Raw genomic sequence first — 20,998 nt, 5'->3', positions numbered from 1 at the left:
ATTAAAGATAAAGTTAAAGCAAAAGATAGTAATCTTAAAGGTTTGGAGGTTAGAGGGATATATGGATATTGATGGAATAAAAAGTCCTGAAGATATATTTAGATATATGAATGATTATATAGAATATGGATGGATTGATATAAATAATAACAAACATATTAAAACAATGAAAGATTTTCGAAAAATGTATAGAACATCATCTTTGGAAGAAACAATTGAAAATAGATTAGGAACATGCATTGAACAAGTTGAGTTGATGCATTACTTATTTACTAGGTTAAATATAGAAAATAAAATGTTTTGTTGCAGGATTTATGAGCCTGATGATTACGGTAATTTGGAAGAAGAGGAGCATATGCATTGCTTTTTGCTTTACTATTTAAATAATAAAGTGTATCATATTGAGCATCCTAATTTTAAGAAAAAGGGCATATATGAATATGAGAGTGAAGAATCAGCAATTAATACTATTGTTAATTACTACAAAGAATTAAGAGATGGAAAAGATAGTCCTACAACAGAGTTTTATGAAGTTAAAAAGGGTTTGTCATTTAAAGAATTTAATAATTATATTAACCATATTAATGATTAGATAAATTTGATAAGAAACTAATAGTAGCAGTAGCTATCCCATTCTTTAAATCTTCATCTCTCAGAATTAAATCATGGGGATGCCATTTTAATTTTATGGGATGCTCAAGCCCTAACCCCAGGAAGTAATGCTCTGGGTTTTTTATAATAGTCTCACTTTGTTCGATAGGAAACTTTGAACAAGCTGATATTTGATTAATTGGGTATTCCTATGTGGTGTTTTTGTATAATTTAATTAACACACGATTGTAAATTATTGTGAATTGTTATATTAAAAGGGAAGGTGATTATATGGTAGAAATGGGATGTTTAGCAAGATTCAATAATCCTTATGAAGAAGAAGTTGAGTTTGCAAAAAAAAATAATTTTAAGTTAATGCAGGTTTGGTACGATAGAGGTGGTATCATAAATCAGAAAATAATAGGTTGGATAAAATTATTAGCTATGGTTTTCCTACAATAATTCATGCTGTTTTAGATATTAATGAAATAGAGGATCATACGATTAAATTAATAAAAATATTGAACAAACTAAATCATAGAGAATTAATAATTCATCCTGTATGTCATAGCGAAGTTATCGATGAAAATACAATATATAAACTTACAAATGTAATTAGAAAAACATTAGAAATGCTAAAGCCTCATGGAATAACTCTTTACCTTGAAAATAATAGTAAATTAGACCCTATATTTTCAACATCAAAAGAAATTGAGATAATGTTTAATCATAATCCAGATTTAGAATTTTTATTAGACATAGCACATATATACAGCTATGAACACTTGAAAGAAATGGTATTCATTAAAGTACCACAAATACTTCATATTACAGATAAACATTTTGATATTATACATGAACATTTACCAATAGGACATGGTGAAATAAATTTTAAGTATATATTTGATGAAATATTATGTAACTATGATGGGAAAATTATTTTTGAAGTAACTAAGGACAATGTTGACATAGTAAAATCAAAAGAAATTATAGAATTTTTAGTGGGATTATAAAAATACTGAGTTAATTAGGTTAAAGTAGAATTTTCTTATTTTACAAATAAAAGGACGCCCATGAGGCTCTTTGCATTTGTTATTATATACAAACATTGTTTGTAACTGTGATAGAAAAAGAGTTCATAAAATGAACTCTTTTATAATGAAATAAATTAAGATTACTGTAAGTCAAACTATTTTATCAGCAAAATGCTCTGAAGCCGCATAAACACTATATATAGTTATATAGCTAGATAGATATCTAGAGAAAAATATATCTATCTATATTCTACAAATTCTAAAATTTAAAATAATTTTATGGGTGAAGGATTAACAAAATTTTGATTAGCTGCTGTTAATTCTAAAATATTAATATGTATATTTTAGAATGAGGATATAAAGGATTAATATTAGGAGATACAACAGTTTTTGTTGAGAAATTATGCAATGTAACATATCATAATAGTATGGAAGTAAAGAAAAACAGTACTTTATTGAGTTTAGAAAGAAAAGAAGAAATCAAGGAATGGTGTGATTATATGAAATTAGAAAAAATAAAGTTTAATAATCATGAAGTATTTAATGATTTAGAGATAGAGTTTAAAGATAATAAGGGAAAGATATTAGATACTATTGTTGTTATTGGTGAAAATGGTTCTGGTAAAACTACTTTATTAAAATGTATTTATGATTCATTTGAAATCGATGAACGTGGATATAAAGAAGTGGAAGATGATAAAGTAGAGTTGACTCCTGATTTGTATACATCTACGGTGAAGTTAGAGAAGGATGAAATTGGAATGTTAAGTCCAGAGTTTGCTTATGGATTTGAATATGACTCTACTTATCCTAAAGTTGTATATATGCCAACAGAAATTAATTTCGAAAAGATTAATAAGGTGGATAATACACTGAATTTCACACCACATTTTCAAAATATAGTAGACCAAAATATGACTCAAAACATACCATCATTTATAGCTACAAAAATAAATAAAGAAATATTCAAAAATAGAAATAAAACTATAGGAGAAGTTATAGATAAAGTTTGTGATGATATAAATAGTATATTTTCTATTATGAATTTAGATATAAAATTGGTAGGTTTATCTGAAACAAGTGAAACTAAACCTATATTTAGAAATGGATTAGGGAAAGAATTTGATATTACTGGTTTATCCTCAGGAGAAAAACAATTATTTTTAAGAGCATTGGCCCTAAAATTCTTAGAAGTTAATAACTCCATAATATTAATTGATGAGCCCGAAATATCACTTCATCCAGAGTGGCAGAGCAAGATAATTGATGTGTATAAAAGTATTGGAAATAATAATCAGTTAATTATAGCTACTCATTCACCACATGTAATTGGAAATATAACAGCTAATGAGTTAAGAGTAATGAAAAAAGATAACAATGGTATTAGGTTAATAGATAATGATAAATTAAATGAAACCTATGGAGTATAAATACAATTATAAGGTGTACTGATTATAAAATAATGAATAACTATGCATAGATAAATAGTGTTAATAAAAGTTAAATAGAATGAACAAATAATATCTGAAGGGAAAGAGAGATTAAAAAATAATTAGTAGATAAGATGTTAATAAATACTAAAAAAATTAAATCACCTTAAAAGTAGTTATTGAGCAGAAAAATATTTGATTTTAATCATATAAGTTTTTAGATATTGTGAATGGTTCTAAAATCAAAATAATTAGAAAAATTTAAAATATACTGGATTTTATAAAAAAGTGAAAACAAACTAGTGTTATTCATAAAAGAATAATATAAATAAATTATAGAATAAGGTATTAATATCTAAGACTATGGACAAGATAATAATGTAGCTGAGCAGCTACTAAAAGAGAATTGGATTAGGGATAGCTTAATTTGCTAAATTAAGCTACGACTGAGATAGGTTTAAGTTGTTTAAATCTATTTCAGTTTTTATTATGAATAAATTTTCAATAATCTATAATATTTCTAAGATGCGAACTAAAAATAGCGTAAATTTATTTAAATAATACGACATTCTTATAACTTTATATTTAATTTTATTTGCACAATATTAGAAATAGTATTTGGTTAATAAATGCTACAAATTGGAATTTGTATGTATAATGTTATAAATGTATAGTTCATATCGATCAATGAGTGGCCAAACTTATCTCAAGAAGGAAGGAACTCCCCTTAACCCTATCATTAATTTCAGTAGCTATAACTTTCTGTCTTTGATTATATCGAGAGTACTATAAATCCAAGGGATCACATGGGGTTCTTGGAATTCTCCCCCAAAATGAAGTAGAAAATTTATGCTAGGGGCAATTCTAAACCGTTGCTCTCATGTATTTTTTATTAAAAACATGTCCCTTTTCTTGGTTACAATGCATTATCCCAAAACTCATCAGTCTGTACATACTCTACTTCATAATTTCCATCAATTTCGACTTCATCAAATGCATTCTTAAGCTTAGCATATGCTTCATCATTATAATAATATACTGTCCATTTTGTATCTCTTCTAACACACTCTTTGATTTTCAATAAATATGGAATATCAACGCTTCCAGCTGACCAACCGATTATTATAACATGTTCTATTTTATTTAAACTTCTAAAAAAACTACTATGAAAATTAATTATTGAGTTAGTATCTTTTAATAATGCCTCCAGATAATCAGCTACTGCACTTTGAATGCTTGACTCACCTTCATCATATTCTTCATCTGCTTCTTTAGCCCACTTACGATGTTTCTCACTTTCAGCTTTATTACAATGTCCCATAATCGGTGAGATGTCTGAAACGCTCTCAATGCTTCCATGAATATGTGTAACGTCTTCAATTTTATATACATGCTCTAGCACATCAGTATAGTTAAAGTTCAAAAACAAGTCTTCATCATTACCTATTAACTCATTCTTCCTAGGAAGAATTCTACTAGTATCAATCTGCTCAATCCATTCTTTCAGATAATTCTGTAGTAAATTTACAAAACCGAACTGTTCTCGCCAATAAACGTCCATTGTATCTCGAATCCCAATATTTCCTCCATCTAAATCCATGTCATCAAGAATACAGGAAGAGAAATTAAGCATATCAGTGATATCAGGATGCCCCATCGACTCTTCAAATGCACTCCAAAGATCTTTATTAACAGATTTGTTCCATATTTCTTGAGTTTTTTTGGAATACCAAGGTTCTGTGTCGTCTAATTGCTGAATGCCATACAACTTTTCAAACTCTATTAAAAATTCTGGATAATTCTCCTCAAGATATATTCTAAACGTCCAATAGTCCGTATGAAGTCCATGTGCAACATCAAAACCATTTCCAATAATATACATATTTTTCATATCATTCATATCTCCTCTAAATATCTTCAATACCATTAATTCATCTCGAAACAAATAACACGTGGAAGTATTATCCCAAATTGTAATACAAGCTTTTTCCAATATACCACAATATTAGCAACAAAGTTTTCAACGAAATTATCTGCTGAAAGGATATCTTTTGTTAATCTTCTTCTATATTCGGATTCATCATAGAAAAAATACTTCATTTTCTCTTTTATCTCCATTGTACTTTCTATTTTGGAGTTTGCCATTATTGCTATAAATTAATCTTAACTGAATCGTCAAATTACTATTTATGTTTTCAACCCTAAATTTCAAATTAGTTAGCATAGATCCCCAAATTATACCTTTCAATTAATTCTAAAATCCTATCAAATGAAATTTTTCTTCTGAATTTAGCGTATGCACTTCTACAATTTTTGATGTTTTTAATTTCAGTTACAATCTCTAAAAGAACTTTTTTATCTTCGCCAAGTGATTCTGCTAACCAGAGTAATGTTTCTGGACGTCCAAATTTATTATACATGACTCTTGAACTATTATTTGATTCATGTTTAAACCCAACAATACCTTGAGTTGGGTGATGAAGACACCAAATAATAAGGTGTTCACGTTGACAAGTCTACCATCTCTTTTCTTTTTGTCCATAATTCTTATCAAATTCAATAGAGATTGGTGTGTCAATAGACATCATACTTATTAAGCGCCCAAAATCAAGTACATTCATATCATTTATTTGTTTATTCATAGTTAATAACTATCTCCTTTTCAAAGACAAATTCCAAGTTTGTCCACTTTATTAATAATCATCAAATTACTACCTATTTCTATAACTTTATTTTACAATTATAAGTTAATTATATCATATTAATCCAAAATTATATTATCTCATTTCCACGAAACTACTTATTTCTCAATAACTATGAAGCCTTAATTACAAAAGTTTTTATTGGATAAAAATTTATTGTATGTAAATTTATAATTATATAGTCTAAATATAACAATTTAAACAAAAATATGATACAATTACAATACAATATTTATCCAAATTTTATCCAGATTTAATTAAGGGGGGATTCAAATAAATACATATTATAAAAATATTAATGAGATAGGAATTGCTTTAAACTCTATTATTGATAGCTATTGGAGAAATGAAATCAATGAAGAAAATATGATTGAAAAGATTAACTCAATTTTAAAAAATAATAAAGAAAAAATATTTACAAATAGCGGATTTAAGGCTGTAATTATTCATAAGTGTGGAAAGAAAAGGTTAGAACTTATAAATAAAGTTAGAAGGGAAGATACCTAATTGAATAAAATTGATATGTATATGAATTTAGCCGATGATATAGAGGTAAATGATATATTAAAGTTTTTTAATTGTAATGTTAGAACTAAAAACTTGGATTTTAAGAAAACAAAGATAAAAACAATAGTTAGAACAAACCATACAATTAGACAGTCTAAAGGAATTCAAAATCCATTTACGGCTATTTTAATGCGGCATAAAGTAGAGGAATGGGAATCTCTAAACGAAAAAGAATTTTTTATAACACTTAATAAGGATATAAATAAAATACCTGATTATGTAAAATTTGCAAACCTTTTAATAAAATATCCTGATGAAAACAAATATATAGAATTAATTAATGATAATATAAACAATAAAAAATACATATTTGATTTTGACTTTAAATTTAATAACGAAAATGAAATTATAGAATACTCTTCTAAACTATTAAATAATTTGGGAGAAAGTATTTTTGAGGATATAAAAAAGTACTTTCTTAAAGCTATAAAATCGAACTTATTAAAGTCAACTGTAGAAAATATAGATGATATTAAAAATTGGAGCATAGTAGATTTATTCAATAAATTAGAAGACAATAACGAAGATAACAATACATTTATGAAGTTTGAATACATAAGAACTCACAATGGTGTAAATAAAGAAATACTAATAAATTTAGATTTTGATATTCTTTTTTATCTAGTATCATTATTTGAAAAAGAAAGTATGAATGGCAGTAAAGAAAGTTTAGAAGAATTGAGAGAAATTAAAGATAAAGTAAATAAGTTAAATGATGACTATAAAAAACTATCGAAAGCGGGGAAGGATAAGGATAAGGAGAATAAGGAAATTATTCAAAAGTTAAAAAGCGAAGTAAAAGCCAATATGAAAAGTGAAGAAGAAATAAATAAAGTCAAAGAACAAATGGACATACAGTGTAATAGAAACAACTTTTTAGCTGAGTCTGTAAAAGACTTGAAAAGTAAAAATGATTTATTAAATAGTGAATTAAAAGAATGTAGAGAAAAAATAAAAACTTATACTGATAAAATAACCAGTACAGAGCTATACTACAAATACAATTTTCAGCTTAATGAAGTAGATGAAAAAATATTTGGTGTAATATATTGTATGCATATTGAAGTTGCAAAAATTATATTTGGGGAAGTTGAGTTTATCCATATTGATAACTGGAAAAAGCAAATTAGTACTATAAAAAAATTATTTATACAAAGAGAAGGAGTATCTACAAGAGAGCTAATGAATATAAAAAAGTATTGTATTAAGAATGGAATAGTAATTGTAGATTCAATTTCAGTACATGATGAAAAAAAATTAATTGAAACAATATCTCTAATTAAAAATAAGTACGAGGTGATTTAAATGACTATGTCCCAAGAGAATAAAAATAAATTGATAAGATCAAATCAATGTTATATGGTAGGAGTATTAGCTGAAAATGAACAATTTTACCCATCAGGTGATGAACAGAAAGCTGTGACCACATTGAAAAATTCAAATAGCGTTATTTTTTATATAAAACCATTAAGTATAGATCCAGAACCTGTAGTAGAATTAATAGACCCTGATATAGTAAACCCGTTATATATAGGTATAGATAATTCCCAAAGCAGCTGGCTTATCCCGTACACTTACCAATTGACACAGAATTTAGATCAGAAAAAACAGATGATATATGACAAATTGAAGGACAAGCTAATTGTATTTAGACCTAAAATAAATTTTACTCATAAAGAATTAAGTGATAAACCATACAAAAATGCAGTTGTAGTAAATGTAGAATCTGATATAAAAGTTGATGAAGATACAGAGTTTATTACTATACCTATAGTAGAAATTAGCAATTCAGAATTTCAAAAGAAAATAGTTGAGGGTAGTAGCATTATACTAAGCAATTATTCTCAGCAAATGTATCCTCCAGAACATATTATGTGTAATAACTATATATATTTTAATTTTCCTGAATGGACGAAATCTTCTGATGGAACAGGATGGATATGTGAAAAATTCGATAATAGGATAAAACGTGTGAAAATAGATATAGAAAACAGTGAAATGGATGGGAAAATAATAGAAGTTAGTGGAGTACAAGTGATTTTTATAGAAAAAAATGCTCTTTATAATTTAGAGAAAAATGGAAAAGTAGAGAGTTTAACTGATCCAATAATGGGTGAAATTATATTAAATAAAAATAATGAAAGTACTGAAAGTGAAGGTAATGAAATTAATGTAAAAGAAAGCATGTTTATAGATGATTTTAAAGAATTTACATTAAGAAATAATTTATGTTATTCAAAAGAAGACCTAATTAACTTACATACTTGCGTGAAAACTAATCCACTAACAATATTATCTGGTATGTCAGGAACAGGAAAATCAGAGCTAGCTACTGCATATGCTAAAATGCTAAAGTGTTCGGAACAATTAGACACCCTATTATTTCTTCCAATAAGCCCATCATTTACAGAGCCAGGGGATTTACTTGGATATTTGAATAATGCAACTGGGTTATTCATTCCATCTGAGACAGGTCTTAGTGAATTTTTATTACATGCTAAGGATAATCCAAATTCAATGCATGTAGTAGTCTTTGATGAAATGAACCTTTCGCAAGTAGAATATTGGTTTTCTCCTTTTATATCGTTATTAGAAAGAAAGCCTGAGGATAGAAGATTATTTCTATATAATCCTTCAACACATTGTATAAACAAACAGTCGTACCCCCCTTCAATAATAATAAAGGATAATGTTAAATTTATAGGGACTGTAAATACAGATGAAACTACAAAAGATTTTTCTGACAGACTTCTTGATAGAGCAAATATAATAAATCTTAAGAAAGAAAATCTAGTAAAATTCCAGAAAGAAGTTAAAGAATTAAAAAATATTAAAATGGAAGATAAAGATTTTTCACGTTGTGCCAGCGAAGAGGAATATCAATCATGGACAGTTAAAAGAAATTGGTCAGAGGCGTATACAGATGAAGAAATTAAGTTTTTGGATGATTTACATAGTTTATTGAATGAAGTTGATAATCAAAAAGGTGTATCTTTTAGAATAACTAAAAAAATAGCTGAATATTTACTGAATATTCCCTCTAACTTAGATGGAACTAAAACTATCCTAAAGAGAGAAGCTTTTGATCTTCAAATAAAACAAAGGCTAATAACAAAAATTAAAGGTGCAGAGAAAAAATATGGAAAGCTTATAGGTACCATTAAGGATAGTGAAAGTAAAGAACCTACAAATAGTAATTTATATGAATTTTTTAGTTCTGAGGAAGCAGTAAGAATTAGTGACTTTAAAGTTACTAAAAAAGAAATAATTAGAAAAGCAAGGGAATTAGGAGTGTATGGGTATGCAAACTAAAGCAACTTTTTATGTCTTCTATGGGAATGAGATACTAACTAATACAAAGTATTTAATTATAGATGATACTACAAAAGAAGATTTAGGGGATGTGGTTGTAGCATTTGATGAGTATAGTAAAATTGCGGTAGAGTTTGAAAGTGATGATAAGAATGCTATTCTGGAAATTGATAGTAGTATTTCAGAATATCCCTTGCAGATACATCCAAGTGATGGATTAATAACTATATCGGAAGCCGAAGATCATGATAGTATGCTTACGCCTGGTTATTATGGTATTAATGTGTTAACTAAATCAAAGACATATAAAGGACTATACTTTATTAATTCAAAATCAGTAACATGGGAAGGACTAATTAATATAAGAAAATATCTTGAAACAGTTATGACTGGTTTATCACAAAATTTATATATACAGAGGATGGCGGGACAAAAGAATATATATGGAGATGAAGAATATTCTTTAAACAAAATGTATTTTTATATTAGTAATAATATTGAAAATGTTATTAATAGTGTATCCAGTATAATTAAGGATCCTCTTACAGATATAAAAAAAGGATATAGAGAACAGTATTATGTAAGAAAGCAAGATGTAAAAAGTCAAAGATGGTTGTGTACAAAAGGACTAAGCAAAAATAAAAATATATATACTCCAGATATTGTGCTTGAAAAGCATTCTTTTCTCGATAGTAATATATTAGAAAATTGCTATATAAAGCAAATACTTGAAAAGACATTAGAAATGGTTCTTTTCATTGAAAATAGATATACAATAATTAAATCTAATTCAAAATCTATAATCAATAATAAAAAAAATATATATCAAGATAATGAGTTGAGTTACAATATATTGAAAAGTGACAGAGTTGTTAGTAAGGAGCATAAAGAGAGTAAAAGAAGAGAACTTAAATTTTTACAAGATGATATTAATAAATTACAAGAACATGATGCCTTTATAACTGATATACTCACTAATTTAAAAAAAATAAAAAGTATACTACTAACATATGTTAATGAAACTTGGCTAAATGAAATAACATATATTAGCACAGCATTAAAACCATCACAAAAGTTACTGAGAGATAACAGATACTATCAAGTTTATGATTTTTATTTTAATATTTTAGCTATAGAAAAAAATGATCCTGAAAGTAGAAAACCTTATTTTCCAAGTAAAAAGACATCCAAACTTTTTGAGTATTATTCAGTGTCATTAATTATAAGTATATTAAAGGATTTTGGATTTGAGTGGAAAAGTGGGTGGCTAGCAGATAATATGGATGAAGAATTATTTAATGGTGAAATTATAACCAATAAGCCAATTATCTTGATAAAAGATAATTTAAGAGTGGAGCTCGCTTATGAAAAAGAAGTTGAGGCTAATACAACAATCATAGGAAAGAACATAAGTGATTTTGTAAGAATGAATGGAAGACACTATAAGCCAGATATTATTTTAGGTCTATTTGATAATGAAACTGAGGAGTTATTAAGCTCTATTGTTATTGAAGTAAAATGCTGTATGAGCAGAAATCTCCAAAGCAAAAATGGACCTTCTAGAGCTATAGAACAAGCGAAGGATTATTATAATTTTGGCTACTACGATAAGGAAAAGAAAAGCAGGAATAAAACCAAAAGAGGAATTGTAGAGGAAGTTATAATTATATACCCAAAACAGGATAAGGTTATACAGTATGGGTATGATGATATGAATGTTTCTTTTATACAAGTAGAAGCAAATTCTACAACTGATATAACAAAACATTTTGGGTATGAAGAACTTAAACATGAAATAGATACTTATTTTTTAAATTAGAATCAGTACAGGTACTTAATTTATATACAAGATAATATACAAAAAATATGTTATCATATCTTAGTAGTATTGGAGAAGGACGAACATACATCTTTACTCCAATCCTTTATTATATTAATACATTAAATTTTAACTTTGAAGAGGTGTTTAATAAGAGGTGAAAGAAATGACGTCATGAAAAATAACCTTCGGTTTGGTATACTTTCATAAAGTAATCAAATGGGAGGTTTTATTATGAAATCTACAGATGAAGAGATGAAGCTTTAGGAAAATAGACTCAATGAAAGGATTAAAATTGGTATAGTGGTTTCAAAGTGATGCGAAGAAAATGAAGTAGGTAAAATAAGTACCATTGCTGGAAAACTCGCATAAATAAAATACATGAGGACAAAACTGTATCTTTATTTATTACATTCAGTCTACATTTCTATATTATATTTACCATGACTTAATATAATAATTAATTGACCCGTACAAAACAAGTGTCTTCAAAAAATTTGAGGCTTAATAAATATCTAGTGATATTTATAAAATCTACATCGGCTCTCACCAAAAGAATTTTAGAAAAAAGGCTCTATTACTCGGATTAATCCCAGTAATAGAGCCTTTTTACTATACTTTTTTGCGTGGTAACACCACTGGATCTGATTTATTTGAATTAAGCGAGTGTTCTTCAATGATAATATTTTCTTCTTTCTGTATATATTTTGTATCCTTTGCTTTCTCATATACAACGATTCCATTAATTTTAATTGATAAGATGTTTTCCTCTAACATTACAATTCCCCCCAACTAAATGTGAAGTAATGTTCTAAATATCTATTTTTATAGAACATAGAAAGGTTGTTAAAAATTTAATAAACTTATATGGTTTTATATAATATTACATAAACATTTAACAAATGTAAATATATGGAGGAAAAATTAAGAAAATTATAATAAAAGAATCTAAATCTGAAGAATTGTAACTTTTTAGCAATACTTTTTCAGATTTAGATTGATAATAAACTATAACAGATAAATAATTATTCTGTAGGTTCTTTGGCGTTTTTAATTAGTGTTTCTACATCAAACCCAACAGCTTTAAGTTGATTTATAAGATTTTGTACCTCTTTATCTGATAATTTATGAAGGTGATTTTTAGATATTTCAATCTCTATTACCTTACCATCAACTTTAGATTTATATACGGTTGAATTTGATTCAACTTTACGAATATCTGAATTACCTATAAGATAATCTAAATTAACGTTAAAATAGTTTGCAAAATCTTTTAATGCATCTATCTCTGGAATTCTTTTATTGTTTTCGTATTGAGAAACTGCTGATCTAGTAAAAGAGTAATGATATTTATTATTAAAGTCATTAATTAATTCTTCTTGCTTTAAATTTTTTTCTAATCTAAGTGTTTTAAATCTTTCTCCAAAAGTACTCAAAATATCACCTCCTATCATAATTGTAAAACAAGTTAACACTAATAGAAACTTTTGTAACGATAAGAATACATTATTTTGTAGAAATATTAAAAAGCTTATTGACTGTTTTATTTATGTTACATATAATTAACTCATAAAGTAACGACAATAGCACATAAAAGGAGGTGCAAGTGTGGCAAATCTTACATTTATATATTTAGGAGTAGGAAAGACTGTACTCTTAAAGATGTGAAAAAATTTTATAGAAAAAGGTAACACAAAAGATACATTTGATGTTTGGTATTAGTTTTTGTAAAAGATTCATTTAATATGAAAAGAAATGTATGGAGGAAATCACCAAGATATTATAAATCAAAATGAATTAAGGAGAAAATGATTTTGAATATTAAAATTCTACAAGATTATATAAAAAGGTGTACACATATGAGAATTACTCCAACATGGAAGGGCTTAAAAAATTTCAAGTGGTTTTATTTTTAAATGAAGGAGAGGGTTTTATGGCTGATAATAGGAAATATTACTATCTGAAACTAAAGGATAATTTTTTTGACAGTGAAGAAATAAAGATATTAGAAAGCTTACCTAATGGTATATATTACTCAAATCTCTTAATTAAATTATATTTGAAATCCTTAAAGTATGACGGGGCGCTTAGATTTAATGATTTTATACCCTATGATGAGAATATGATAGCAACAATAACTAATTTAAATATAGATACTGTTAAAAGTGGACTTAACATATTAAATTCTATGAAACTTATAGAAAGGCTAGATGATGGCACTATGTACATGATGAATATACAAAGCTTTATAGGTAAATCCAGTAGTGAGGCTGATAGAAAGAGACTTTATAGAGAAAGAATAGAAGAGGAAAAGACCTTAATAGGTCAAGGTAAAAGGGAAAATAGTGGACAAATGTCACAAAAAAGTCCTAAAGATGTCTCAGAAACCAATGGGACATTTTTGGACAAACATTCACCAGAGAGAGAGCTAGAGAATAAAGATAAAGAGTTAGAGTTTAAAGAGAGAGATAGAGAAAAAGAAAGTTCCAATAATCAGAATGAAGATATAGAAAGTCTCTCTCAAGGTCTATTAAGTTACTTTAGTGGTATAACAGGGGATACTGAAGAAATATCACTAACAGAAGTTAAGGTATCTATAGCTAAGTATGGAGTTGAACATGTAAAGATGGCTATGAACACTGCATTAAAAAGAAGTAAACCTACTATGAAATATATAAATGGGATACTTAGAAATTGGGAGAAAGAAGGGTATCCACTTAAAGGGGAGGAGGATTTTAATGGAGGCATTAACGAGAATAATGAAACAGGTACAGGAGAGAAGTACAACCTTAAAAAGCAATGGGGAAGAACACTCACTGAAAGAGAAAGAAATGAAATATGTGAAGAAATCTTATAAATGTGAAAAGTGTCGTGATACTGGTTGGATATTAGTTCCTCAAAGTAATAGTGCACCTATAGCAATTAGCTGCAAATGCAGAGAATTAGATAAGATAAAAAATGATTGGAAGAGATCAGGCATAAAGATAGAGCAAAATAAGCTAACATTTTCAAATTTCTCTGTTTGGAATGAAAGCTCTAGAAAAGCTAGAGATATAGCGCTAGCCTATTATAAAGACTTTAGTTCCATAAGAAGCTTTAGGAAAAACAGCATCCTATTTTGTGGACAAGTTGGGGGAGGAAAAACACATCTATCAATTGCTTTAGCTTTAAACTTTTTAAAGAAAGGTATAAAGGTTGTGTATATGCCATATAGGGATAGCATTGTGAAAATTAAGCAAAATATAATGGATGATGAATACTATCAGAAGATAATTTCTAAATATCAACTAGCAGAAGTGCTCCTTATAGATGATTTATTTAAGGGAAAGATTAGTGAATCTGATATAAGCATAATATTTGAGATTCTTAATTATAGATATCTAAATAACCTCCCTATGATAATTAGTACAGAATGTGTATTAGAGAAGCTTCTTAACATTGATGAAGCCATAGGTTCCAGAATATATGAGATGTGTAAGGGCTATATTATGGAGATTCAGAAGGAGAGCGGTAATAATTATAGGCTGAGGTAGGGGGAGTGAATAGGATTTTAAGCTGGAGGAATCCTGATTTTGTATGGGAGATTTTGATTAGGGATTTGGAATAAATATGATATAATTGATTAAAGTTTGCGAAAAAAAGTGTGAATATAAGGAGGATTTAATATGGCAATTGGTACTTTTCTCATTACTGGATGGATTCTAAGTTGGTTTAAATTTGATGAAATAATTATTCAAACATTCAAGGAGTTGTTTAATAAGGATATAACAAAGGCAACCTACTATTTTATATTTTTTTGTTTGGGTATTTTAGGAGAAATAGTTTTACTATTTCAAGGTGCTTATTATGAATATTTCTTACGTTAGGTAAGATTACAACTTAAATTTATGCTATTTTATATTTCTCTTAAAAATTAAATTAAAAAATAATAATCATAAGTGCCGCAATATTCAGAGATGGATTTTGCGGTATTTTTACTTCTAAATTTATAAATAATTATTACTGAATGTGCATTAAAGAAAGCTCTTACACTAAATAATATAATGTCAGAAAAAATGTTATAATGATGACTATACTATATAAAGAAAGTATATTTAAAAGTTAGAGTAAATTGTAGGAGAAACTATGGATAAAATTTATACTAAAATTATTAATAAAACAGAAGATTATATAGAAGAAAATTTGCATAGAAAAATTACATTAGAGGATGTTGCAAACAATATTAATCTGTCTCCATATCATTTTCATAGATTGTTTACTAAATATTCAAAGGAAACCTTAAATCAATTTATTACTAGAATGAAGATGGAGAGATCAGCAATATTTTTAGTGGTTAACAAGGATATTACTATTACAGAAATTGCATATAAATACGGATACACTAGCTCTAGTTCCTACAATAAGGCTTTTAAAAAGTATTATGGAGTTAGTCCAACAGAATATAGAAGAGCAAGAATGGAAAAGCTTTAAGATAAATCTTTCCTTATAATATAGCTAAAGGAGGGAGAGCTTATGGAAAAACCCAATATAACAATTGAAAATATTGACATTAGAGTAATATATGTTAGATTTAAAGGGAGTTATGTTGACTTTAGAAAAAATAGTAGAAAGCTATTTAACCAACTATTTAAATTTGCTAAAGAAAGAGATTTGATAATAGAAAATGTTACGAAGGTACTAACTATATATCAAGACAACCCATTCATAACTGATGAGAAAAATCTTAGAACAAGTGTGGCTATGACTATACCTAAGGATGTAGAGGTTAATGAGATAGAAGACATAAATGTGATGAATATCAATGGGAAATATGGAGTAGGGCATTTTGAGATATCTGCTAAAGAATATGGAGATGCTTGGAGCTATATGTATAACCAGTGGTTATTCAAAGAAAAAGTAAAACCAAGAGATACTTTTCCCTTTGAATTATATGTGACAGAGCCACCAAAGAATATGAAGGATAAGAGTTTTACTGATATTTATATTCCAATTGAATAAATAAGACAAACAAAAATGTAATATAAGCCCTGTAAACTCTCATGTTTACAGGGCTTATATTTTTGTGAAAAATGTGCTACGTGTGAAGAAAACTTTACGTAGCAAAAAATTACGTGAAAATAGTTTCTAATTTTTCCAATATTTTTATGAACTTAATTTTTGGATTAATACAGAAGCATTGGAATTGATTTGGGTTCCACCTGCAAGTGTTTGTAAAGTTACGGCTGCAGTACTTGTATGATTTCTTAATGTTAAAACATCGCCTGCTGCAGCTGTAATAATTACCATGCCAGGATTTGGTTGAGTTCCAGCGCCAGATCCATAGATTGCTCCAGCAACAGGAGCTCCATTTTGGTAAAGAGTAAATTGGTTTGGTTCTACGCCAGCAGCATTAAAAAATACAGCATAGTCGCCAGCAGTACCAATAGCAATTGTAGATGTTCCTGGTGCGTGGGTAATTGTTCCTACAATTACGCCATTATCACTAAAATTTATATCTGCTTCTAATGCAACAACTTGAGCTGCTAAATTGTAAATATAGGCGTATTCAGATAGCCCTTGAGCACCAACACCAGTAGCTCCAGTAGCCCCAGCATCACCAGTAGCGCCAGTAGCACCAGTAGCGCCAGTAACACCGGCAGCGCCAGTAGCGCCAGTAGCACCAACATCACCAGTAGCACCAGTAGCGCCGGTAACACCAGTAGCGCCAGTAGCACCAGTAACGCCAGTAACACCAGTGGCTCCAGTAGCACCAGTAACGCCAGTAACACCAGTGGCTCCGGTAGCACCAGTAGCGCCAGTAGCACCAGCATCACCAGTAGCACCAGTAGCGCCGGTAGCGCCAGTAACACCAGCAATACCAGCATCACCAGTAGCACCAGTAGGACCAGTAGCACTGGTAGGACCAGTAGCACCAGTAGCGCCAACATCACCGGTAGCGCCAGTAGCACCGGTAGCACCAGTAGCTCCAGTAGCACCAGCATCACCAGTAGCACCGGTAGCACCAGTAGCGCCGGTAGCGCCAGTAACACCAGCAATACCAGCATCACCAGTAGCACCAGTAGCGCCGGTAACACCAGTAGGGCCAGTAACACCGGTGGCACCAACATCACCAGTAGGGCCAGTAGCACCAGTAGAACCTGTGAATCCGGTAAAGCCTGTAGGGAACACTCTATAAACAAGAGTACAACAATTATTACAACAATTATTACAATCATTTAACATATTAATTCACCTCCAAACTATTATATTTATAACCACTATATATATTATGGTGGGTAGTGAAATTTGGGTTATTGCAATGATAAAACTACTACTATTTTTATTATAAATAAATTTTAAGAGTTAAAAGCTTATGAATATTATTATATTTATTACGTAAAATAAAACCGAAAGGTGGGCGAAGGATGAAACGATTTATTGGTATATTTTTAATTTCTTTATATTTAACTTTCAACATAATTGGATTAAAACATGCATTTGCAATCAGTGGCAATTTGTTTTCACAGGGGATTTATAAATCATCTGATCTTAATATATCAAAAAGTGATATCTTTACTATTCAGAATGTTTCTACAAACAAGAGGATGTATTTATATATTTTAGATGAAAACCAGGTTATAGTGGAATCAATTAGACTGCTTCCTAATATACAAAAGTTTGACACAGTACCTCTTAAGCCAAACTACGTAATTTTAATAGTTGGGGAAGGTCAAGTATATTTAACTTCCAAGGATAGTTAGCAATTAAAGGAGATAGGTTATGAAGAAAGTTGTTGCTTTGTTTTTAATTTTTATATGTTTATCTTTAAATACAATTGGAGTAAAGTCTGTATTTGCTGTTTCTGAAACTTTTAAGGAGGGTATTTATAGATTGTCTGATTTTAATATTTCTCAAGGTAATATCTACACTGTAAGTAATATTTCAAAAACTAATGGTGTTCATGTGCTAATCTTTGATAAGGATTATATTCCAATTCAAAATATAAGATTAGCTCCTTATTCATTAAATATAGATACAATACCAATGATGCCCGAGTATTTATTTGTAGTAACTGGCAATGGAGAAGTAACTATTAGTCCAAAACCATCTTAAATAGTGTGTTTAATTGAAAACTAAGAAGTGTTCCTTAGAAGAATAGATAAGTAATATTTATTACTGTTTTAACTAAATAGTACTATTTATAATGCCGTAATATTCGAAATGAATTTGCGGTATTTTTTAGTACTAGTTAAAAATAAGATAAAATAAAAAGCTTGCTGAAAATTTAGTGTTACAGAATATGTTAAAGATGATATGATTAAGCTATGAGTATTATCTATATATATTTCTTGTATAGTAATAATGTGGAAATTTATCCGAACATTAGTTGACATATATATAATTTATAAATATATTAATTATTGATAGGAGTGAATGGAATGGATAGCAAAATAATTAATATTGTAAAAGAAATTAATCAATTAGAATATGCATGTAATAGCATGCTCACAAAAGAATATGAAAAATTACTAGATGACAATATTAGCAATAGTCAGATTATTGTATTAGGGCATATTCATGAAAATGAAAGTATTTCTACTAAAGAATTAGCAAAATTGATGAATATTTCTCCCAGTGCTATTAGCCAGACATTAAATAGACTTGAGAGTTCAAAGTACATAAAACGAACCATTAACCCTGATAATCGTAGAGAAATTATTGTTCAATTAGATATAAAGGGCGAAGAGTATATAGAAAATAGCAATAAATTAGAGCTAGAAATTATTGAACGTTTTTATTCAAAAATGAGTTGGGAAGACTTACTTAATTTAAAAAATATTATGGGAAAGTTCGCTGAAATAATAAAGGAAGAGCAAGAAAGTAAAGAATAATATACAATAAACTTGAGTATACAGAGAGTTTGTAGAAGGGATATTTTCATTTTTGAAAATATCTCTTTTTTTAATGATTTAGAACTAATTTCTTAAAATCTTTATAGTTGACAATGATATTTAGTTAATGTATATTAATAATTAAGTATACTTAATTATTTTCTTTAATGTTTTTAAAAGAAAAGGAGGAAAATGAATGCGTATTTTCGAAATATTACTTTTCGTTTCAAGTATTTGTTTATGGTTAAAAAGGATTTGGGGAGGGATAGTACTTAAAAGCAAGGTATATTGGATATTATTTTTTAGTGCAGATATTATCCTATTTCTTCACATTATTATAGAGGGTGCACGTTGGCAGATGAGTTTTATCTATATTAGCTTAATAATAGGCTTAATCTTAGAGAGCGTGAGTATATATAAAGGTCTTAATAGCACAAGCAATACTTTAACACGTTCAGTAATTTTAACATTTATCTTAGGAATTTTTGCTTTAATATCAATTAGTATTCCAATCATACTTCCTGTTTTCAAGTTAGCAAAGCCTACAGGGGTATATTCTGTAGGAACTTCAAATTTTATATATACTGATCAATCCCGAAAAGTGTCTAATGGGGAACCTAGGAAGATAAATGTTCAAATATGGTATCCAGCTGAAATAGAATCATCAATAAAAAAAGAAAAATATATTTCGAATTTAAGTGAATATTCAGCTGCTATTGAGAAAGTGTATGGGGTACCAAAGCAGCTATTAAGCTATCTGAGTTTAATAGATTCACATACATATAAAGATGCTCCTTTTACAGAGAAAGTTGAAAAAGCACCTGTTATATTTTTTTCTCATGGAAATATGATGGGGCAACGATTTACGAATACATTTCAAGCTTTAGAACTTGCAAGTCATGGGTATATTGTTGTAGCAGTGGAACATCCAGAAACTGCTTTAATGTCAGTCTATTCAAATTCAGATTTTGTGACTTTTAAAGGTACTTCTTCAGGATTACCAATGGAATATGAAGTTCAGAACAGAGCGTCTAAGCCTGTTATTGAGCAACAAACACTTGATATAGAATTTGTATTAAAACAAATTCAAGATATGAACGAAAAAAATGATAAGCCTACAATAAGTGGTAGAATGGACTTTGATAAACTAGGGATCATAGGACATTCACAGGGAGGAGCCACTGCAGTTGATGTAATGTATAAAAACAAAGCATTTAAAGCTGCAATAGATATGGATGGATATCTTTATGGAGAAGAAAGAATGGAGGCATTAGATAGACCATTACTAATAATGAACGGAAAATTTGAATATGAGGAATTAAAAGATTCCGTAGAAATGTCAGAAGCCGAGCAGGCAAAAAGAAAGATTGTCTTAGGTGATTTAGGAACTTCTATTGATATAAAAGAAGCAGGACATTTAAGTTTTACAGATATTCCTTTATATTCACCGATTATAGAGATCTTAAGTCCTAAGATAAAGCAAAATCATAGGATTATTAATGAATTGACATTGGTTTTCTTAAATAAGTATTTTAAAGAAGATATAAAAGATTTTAACTCTCTCCTAGACATATATCCAGAGATTTCGTTGAGTAAAAATTGAATTTAATTTTAATATAGATATGGAGTGAAAAAGAATTTGTGGAAAAATATAGTATAATTAATTTATATA

General features: G+C 28.4%; 24 protein-coding genes. 17 read left to right on the top strand and 7 right to left on the bottom strand.

Translation table 11 applies throughout. The features are described 5' to 3' along the window. Window positions 1-61: 61 nt before the first annotated feature. From BUA92_RS05875 to BUA92_RS05865, 4 genes are all read left to right on the top strand, one after another. Window positions 62-592, top strand: a complete 531-nt coding sequence (locus tag BUA92_RS05875; protein WP_073017683.1) for a hypothetical protein — start codon at window positions 62-64, stop codon at window positions 590-592. A gap of 290 nt (window positions 593-882) precedes the next feature. Further along, window positions 883-1,053: a hypothetical protein gene (locus BUA92_RS23565; protein ID WP_242950072.1), complete on the top strand. Its 171-nt coding sequence runs from the start codon at window positions 883-885 to the stop codon at window positions 1,051-1,053. Continuing rightward, window positions 1,017-1,604 carry a TIM barrel protein gene (locus BUA92_RS05870; protein ID WP_242950070.1) on the top strand — a complete coding sequence of 196 codons (588 nt, stop codon included), beginning with the start codon at window positions 1,017-1,019 and terminating at the stop codon, window positions 1,602-1,604. Before BUA92_RS23565 ends, BUA92_RS05870 begins: the two co-directional genes overlap by 37 nt. 449 nt (window positions 1,605-2,053) lie before the next feature. Continuing rightward, a complete protein-coding gene (locus tag BUA92_RS05865; protein WP_073017681.1) occupies window positions 2,054-3,055 on the top strand; it encodes an AAA family ATPase in 1,002 nt (333 codons plus the stop codon). Window positions 3,056-3,971: 916 nt separating this feature from the next. On the opposite strand, the gene BUA92_RS05860 is transcribed toward BUA92_RS05865, so the two are convergent. The 4 genes from BUA92_RS05860 to BUA92_RS23715 form a co-directional block, all read right to left on the bottom strand. Continuing rightward, a complete protein-coding gene (locus BUA92_RS05860; protein WP_207650337.1) occupies window positions 3,972-4,946 on the bottom strand; it encodes a bacteriophage abortive infection AbiH family protein in 975 nt (324 codons plus the stop codon). A gap of 35 nt (window positions 4,947-4,981) precedes the next feature. Beyond that, on the bottom strand, window positions 4,982-5,200 hold the full coding sequence (locus tag BUA92_RS22960; protein WP_139259311.1) for a hypothetical protein: 219 nt from the start codon (window positions 5,198-5,200) through the stop codon (window positions 4,982-4,984). Between the two features lie 68 nt (window positions 5,201-5,268). Beyond that, window positions 5,269-5,475 (bottom strand): hypothetical protein, encoded by a 207-nt coding sequence (locus BUA92_RS05855; protein ID WP_073017677.1) that lies wholly within the window; start codon window positions 5,473-5,475, stop codon window positions 5,269-5,271. 96 nt (window positions 5,476-5,571) lie between these two features. After that, a complete protein-coding gene (locus BUA92_RS23715) occupies window positions 5,572-5,697 on the bottom strand; it encodes a hypothetical protein (protein WP_278335123.1) in 126 nt (41 codons plus the stop codon). A 327-nt stretch (window positions 5,698-6,024) separates the two neighbouring features. Here BUA92_RS23715 and BUA92_RS05850 point away from each other — a divergent pair, with 327 nt between their 5' ends. The 4 genes from BUA92_RS05850 to BUA92_RS05835 are packed head-to-tail and all read left to right on the top strand — an operon-like array spanning window position 6,025 to window position 11,455. Further along, window positions 6,025-6,264 carry a TIGR04540 family protein gene (locus BUA92_RS05850; protein WP_073017675.1) on the top strand — a complete coding sequence of 80 codons (240 nt, stop codon included), beginning with the start codon at window positions 6,025-6,027 and terminating at the stop codon, window positions 6,262-6,264. Next, on the top strand, window positions 6,265-7,629 hold the full coding sequence (locus tag BUA92_RS05845; RefSeq protein WP_073017673.1) for a hypothetical protein: 1,365 nt from the start codon (window positions 6,265-6,267) through the stop codon (window positions 7,627-7,629). Then, window positions 7,630-9,636 (top strand): McrB family protein, encoded by a 2,007-nt coding sequence (locus BUA92_RS05840; RefSeq protein WP_073017672.1) that lies wholly within the window; start codon window positions 7,630-7,632, stop codon window positions 9,634-9,636. Further along, entirely contained in the window at window positions 9,626-11,455 is a 1,830-nt protein-coding gene (locus BUA92_RS05835) for a hypothetical protein (RefSeq protein WP_073017671.1), read from the top strand. The genes BUA92_RS05840 and BUA92_RS05835 overlap by 11 nt, the downstream gene beginning before the upstream one ends. A gap of 612 nt (window positions 11,456-12,067) precedes the next feature. On the opposite strand, the gene BUA92_RS23205 is transcribed toward BUA92_RS05835, so the two are convergent. Beyond that, window positions 12,068-12,232 carry a hypothetical protein gene (locus BUA92_RS23205; RefSeq protein WP_175550862.1) on the bottom strand — a complete coding sequence of 55 codons (165 nt, stop codon included), beginning with the start codon at window positions 12,230-12,232 and terminating at the stop codon, window positions 12,068-12,070. Window positions 12,233-12,480: 248 nt separating this feature from the next. Then, window positions 12,481-12,891: a helix-turn-helix domain-containing protein gene (locus BUA92_RS05830; RefSeq protein ID WP_073017670.1), complete on the bottom strand. Its 411-nt coding sequence runs from the start codon at window positions 12,889-12,891 to the stop codon at window positions 12,481-12,483. A 497-nt stretch (window positions 12,892-13,388) separates the two neighbouring features. Here BUA92_RS05830 and BUA92_RS05825 point away from each other — a divergent pair, with 497 nt between their 5' ends. The 5 genes from BUA92_RS05825 (at window position 13,389) to BUA92_RS22805 (ending at window position 16,453) form a co-directional block, all read left to right on the top strand. Continuing rightward, complete coding sequence (locus tag BUA92_RS05825; RefSeq protein ID WP_175550861.1) at window positions 13,389-14,312, top strand: phage replisome organizer N-terminal domain-containing protein; 924 nt, start codon at window positions 13,389-13,391, stop codon at window positions 14,310-14,312. Next, window positions 14,287-14,988, top strand: coding sequence for an ATP-binding protein (locus tag BUA92_RS05820; protein ID WP_073017668.1), 702 nt, complete (start codon window positions 14,287-14,289; stop codon window positions 14,986-14,988). The genes BUA92_RS05825 and BUA92_RS05820 overlap by 26 nt, the downstream gene beginning before the upstream one ends. 132 nt (window positions 14,989-15,120) lie before the next feature. Beyond that, window positions 15,121-15,321: a hypothetical protein gene (locus tag BUA92_RS05815; RefSeq protein ID WP_073017667.1), complete on the top strand. Its 201-nt coding sequence runs from the start codon at window positions 15,121-15,123 to the stop codon at window positions 15,319-15,321. A gap of 259 nt (window positions 15,322-15,580) precedes the next feature. Further along, on the top strand, window positions 15,581-15,925 hold the full coding sequence (locus BUA92_RS22810; RefSeq protein ID WP_083553424.1) for a helix-turn-helix domain-containing protein: 345 nt from the start codon (window positions 15,581-15,583) through the stop codon (window positions 15,923-15,925). Window positions 15,926-15,967: 42 nt separating this feature from the next. Then, window positions 15,968-16,453: an AraC family transcriptional regulator gene (locus BUA92_RS22805; RefSeq protein ID WP_083553423.1), complete on the top strand. Its 486-nt coding sequence runs from the start codon at window positions 15,968-15,970 to the stop codon at window positions 16,451-16,453. A 144-nt stretch (window positions 16,454-16,597) separates the two neighbouring features. Here BUA92_RS22805 and BUA92_RS05805 read toward each other — a convergent pair whose 3' ends face one another. After that, complete coding sequence (locus tag BUA92_RS05805) at window positions 16,598-17,677, bottom strand: collagen-like protein (RefSeq protein WP_073017666.1); 1,080 nt, start codon at window positions 17,675-17,677, stop codon at window positions 16,598-16,600. A gap of 182 nt (window positions 17,678-17,859) precedes the next feature. Here BUA92_RS05805 and BUA92_RS05800 point away from each other — a divergent pair, with 182 nt between their 5' ends. The 4 genes from BUA92_RS05800 (at window position 17,860) to BUA92_RS05785 (ending at window position 20,929) form a co-directional block, all read left to right on the top strand. Continuing rightward, entirely contained in the window at window positions 17,860-18,195 is a 336-nt protein-coding gene (locus BUA92_RS05800) for a hypothetical protein (protein ID WP_073017665.1), read from the top strand. Window positions 18,196-18,214: 19 nt separating this feature from the next. Further along, a complete protein-coding gene (locus BUA92_RS05795; RefSeq protein WP_073017664.1) occupies window positions 18,215-18,547 on the top strand; it encodes a hypothetical protein in 333 nt (110 codons plus the stop codon). Window positions 18,548-18,873: 326 nt separating this feature from the next. Continuing rightward, entirely contained in the window at window positions 18,874-19,326 is a 453-nt protein-coding gene (locus tag BUA92_RS05790; RefSeq protein ID WP_073017663.1) for a MarR family winged helix-turn-helix transcriptional regulator, read from the top strand. Between the two features lie 196 nt (window positions 19,327-19,522). Next, on the top strand, window positions 19,523-20,929 hold the full coding sequence (locus BUA92_RS05785; protein WP_073017661.1) for an alpha/beta hydrolase family protein: 1,407 nt from the start codon (window positions 19,523-19,525) through the stop codon (window positions 20,927-20,929). The last annotated feature ends 69 nt before the right edge of the window (window positions 20,930-20,998 follow it).

It is taken from the genome of Clostridium intestinale DSM 6191 (assembly GCF_900130055.1).
GTDB lineage: Bacteria > Bacillota > Clostridia > Clostridiales > Clostridiaceae > Clostridium_T > Clostridium_T intestinale.
The sequence above is the reverse complement of the archived record's forward strand: the minus strand, read 5'-3'. Positions and strand labels throughout refer to the sequence as shown.

What these genes read in the sequence shown, in the direction of transcription:
- BUA92_RS05875 (WP_073017683.1), top strand. Translation starts at nt 62, where the DNA reads ATGGATATTGATGGAATAAAAAGTCCTGAAGATATATTTAGATATATG.
- BUA92_RS05820 (WP_073017668.1), top strand. Translation starts at nt 14,287, where the DNA reads ATGAAATATGTGAAGAAATCTTATAAATGTGAAAAGTGTCGTGATACT.
- BUA92_RS23205 (WP_175550862.1), bottom strand. Translation starts at nt 12,232, where the DNA reads ATGTTAGAGGAAAACATCTTATCAATTAAAATTAATGGAATCGTTGTA.
- BUA92_RS22960 (WP_139259311.1), bottom strand. Translation starts at nt 5,200, where the DNA reads ATGGCAAACTCCAAAATAGAAAGTACAATGGAGATAAAAGAGAAAATG.
- BUA92_RS05795 (WP_073017664.1), top strand. Translation starts at nt 18,215, where the DNA reads ATGAAGAAAGTTGTTGCTTTGTTTTTAATTTTTATATGTTTATCTTTA.
- BUA92_RS23565 (WP_242950072.1), top strand. Translation starts at nt 883, where the DNA reads ATGGTAGAAATGGGATGTTTAGCAAGATTCAATAATCCTTATGAAGAA.
- BUA92_RS05835 (WP_073017671.1), top strand. Translation starts at nt 9,626, where the DNA reads ATGCAAACTAAAGCAACTTTTTATGTCTTCTATGGGAATGAGATACTA.
- BUA92_RS05785 (WP_073017661.1), top strand. Translation starts at nt 19,523, where the DNA reads ATGCGTATTTTCGAAATATTACTTTTCGTTTCAAGTATTTGTTTATGG.
- BUA92_RS05840 (WP_073017672.1), top strand. Translation starts at nt 7,630, where the DNA reads ATGACTATGTCCCAAGAGAATAAAAATAAATTGATAAGATCAAATCAA.
- BUA92_RS05800 (WP_073017665.1), top strand. Translation starts at nt 17,860, where the DNA reads ATGAAACGATTTATTGGTATATTTTTAATTTCTTTATATTTAACTTTC.
- BUA92_RS05860 (WP_207650337.1), bottom strand. Translation starts at nt 4,946, where the DNA reads ATGAAAAATATGTATATTATTGGAAATGGTTTTGATGTTGCACATGGA.
- BUA92_RS05865 (WP_073017681.1), top strand. Translation starts at nt 2,054, where the DNA reads ATGGAAGTAAAGAAAAACAGTACTTTATTGAGTTTAGAAAGAAAAGAA.
- BUA92_RS05825 (WP_175550861.1), top strand. Translation starts at nt 13,389, where the DNA reads ATGGCTGATAATAGGAAATATTACTATCTGAAACTAAAGGATAATTTT.
- BUA92_RS05815 (WP_073017667.1), top strand. Translation starts at nt 15,121, where the DNA reads ATGGCAATTGGTACTTTTCTCATTACTGGATGGATTCTAAGTTGGTTT.
- BUA92_RS22805 (WP_083553423.1), top strand. Translation starts at nt 15,968, where the DNA reads ATGGAAAAACCCAATATAACAATTGAAAATATTGACATTAGAGTAATA.
- BUA92_RS23715 (WP_278335123.1), bottom strand. Translation starts at nt 5,697, where the DNA reads ATGAATAAACAAATAAATGATATGAATGTACTTGATTTTGGGCGCTTA.
- BUA92_RS05790 (WP_073017663.1), top strand. Translation starts at nt 18,874, where the DNA reads ATGGATAGCAAAATAATTAATATTGTAAAAGAAATTAATCAATTAGAA.
- BUA92_RS22810 (WP_083553424.1), top strand. Translation starts at nt 15,581, where the DNA reads ATGGATAAAATTTATACTAAAATTATTAATAAAACAGAAGATTATATA.
- BUA92_RS05855 (WP_073017677.1), bottom strand. Translation starts at nt 5,475, where the DNA reads ATGTATAATAAATTTGGACGTCCAGAAACATTACTCTGGTTAGCAGAA.
- BUA92_RS05805 (WP_073017666.1), bottom strand. Translation starts at nt 17,677, where the DNA reads ATGTTAAATGATTGTAATAATTGTTGTAATAATTGTTGTACTCTTGTT.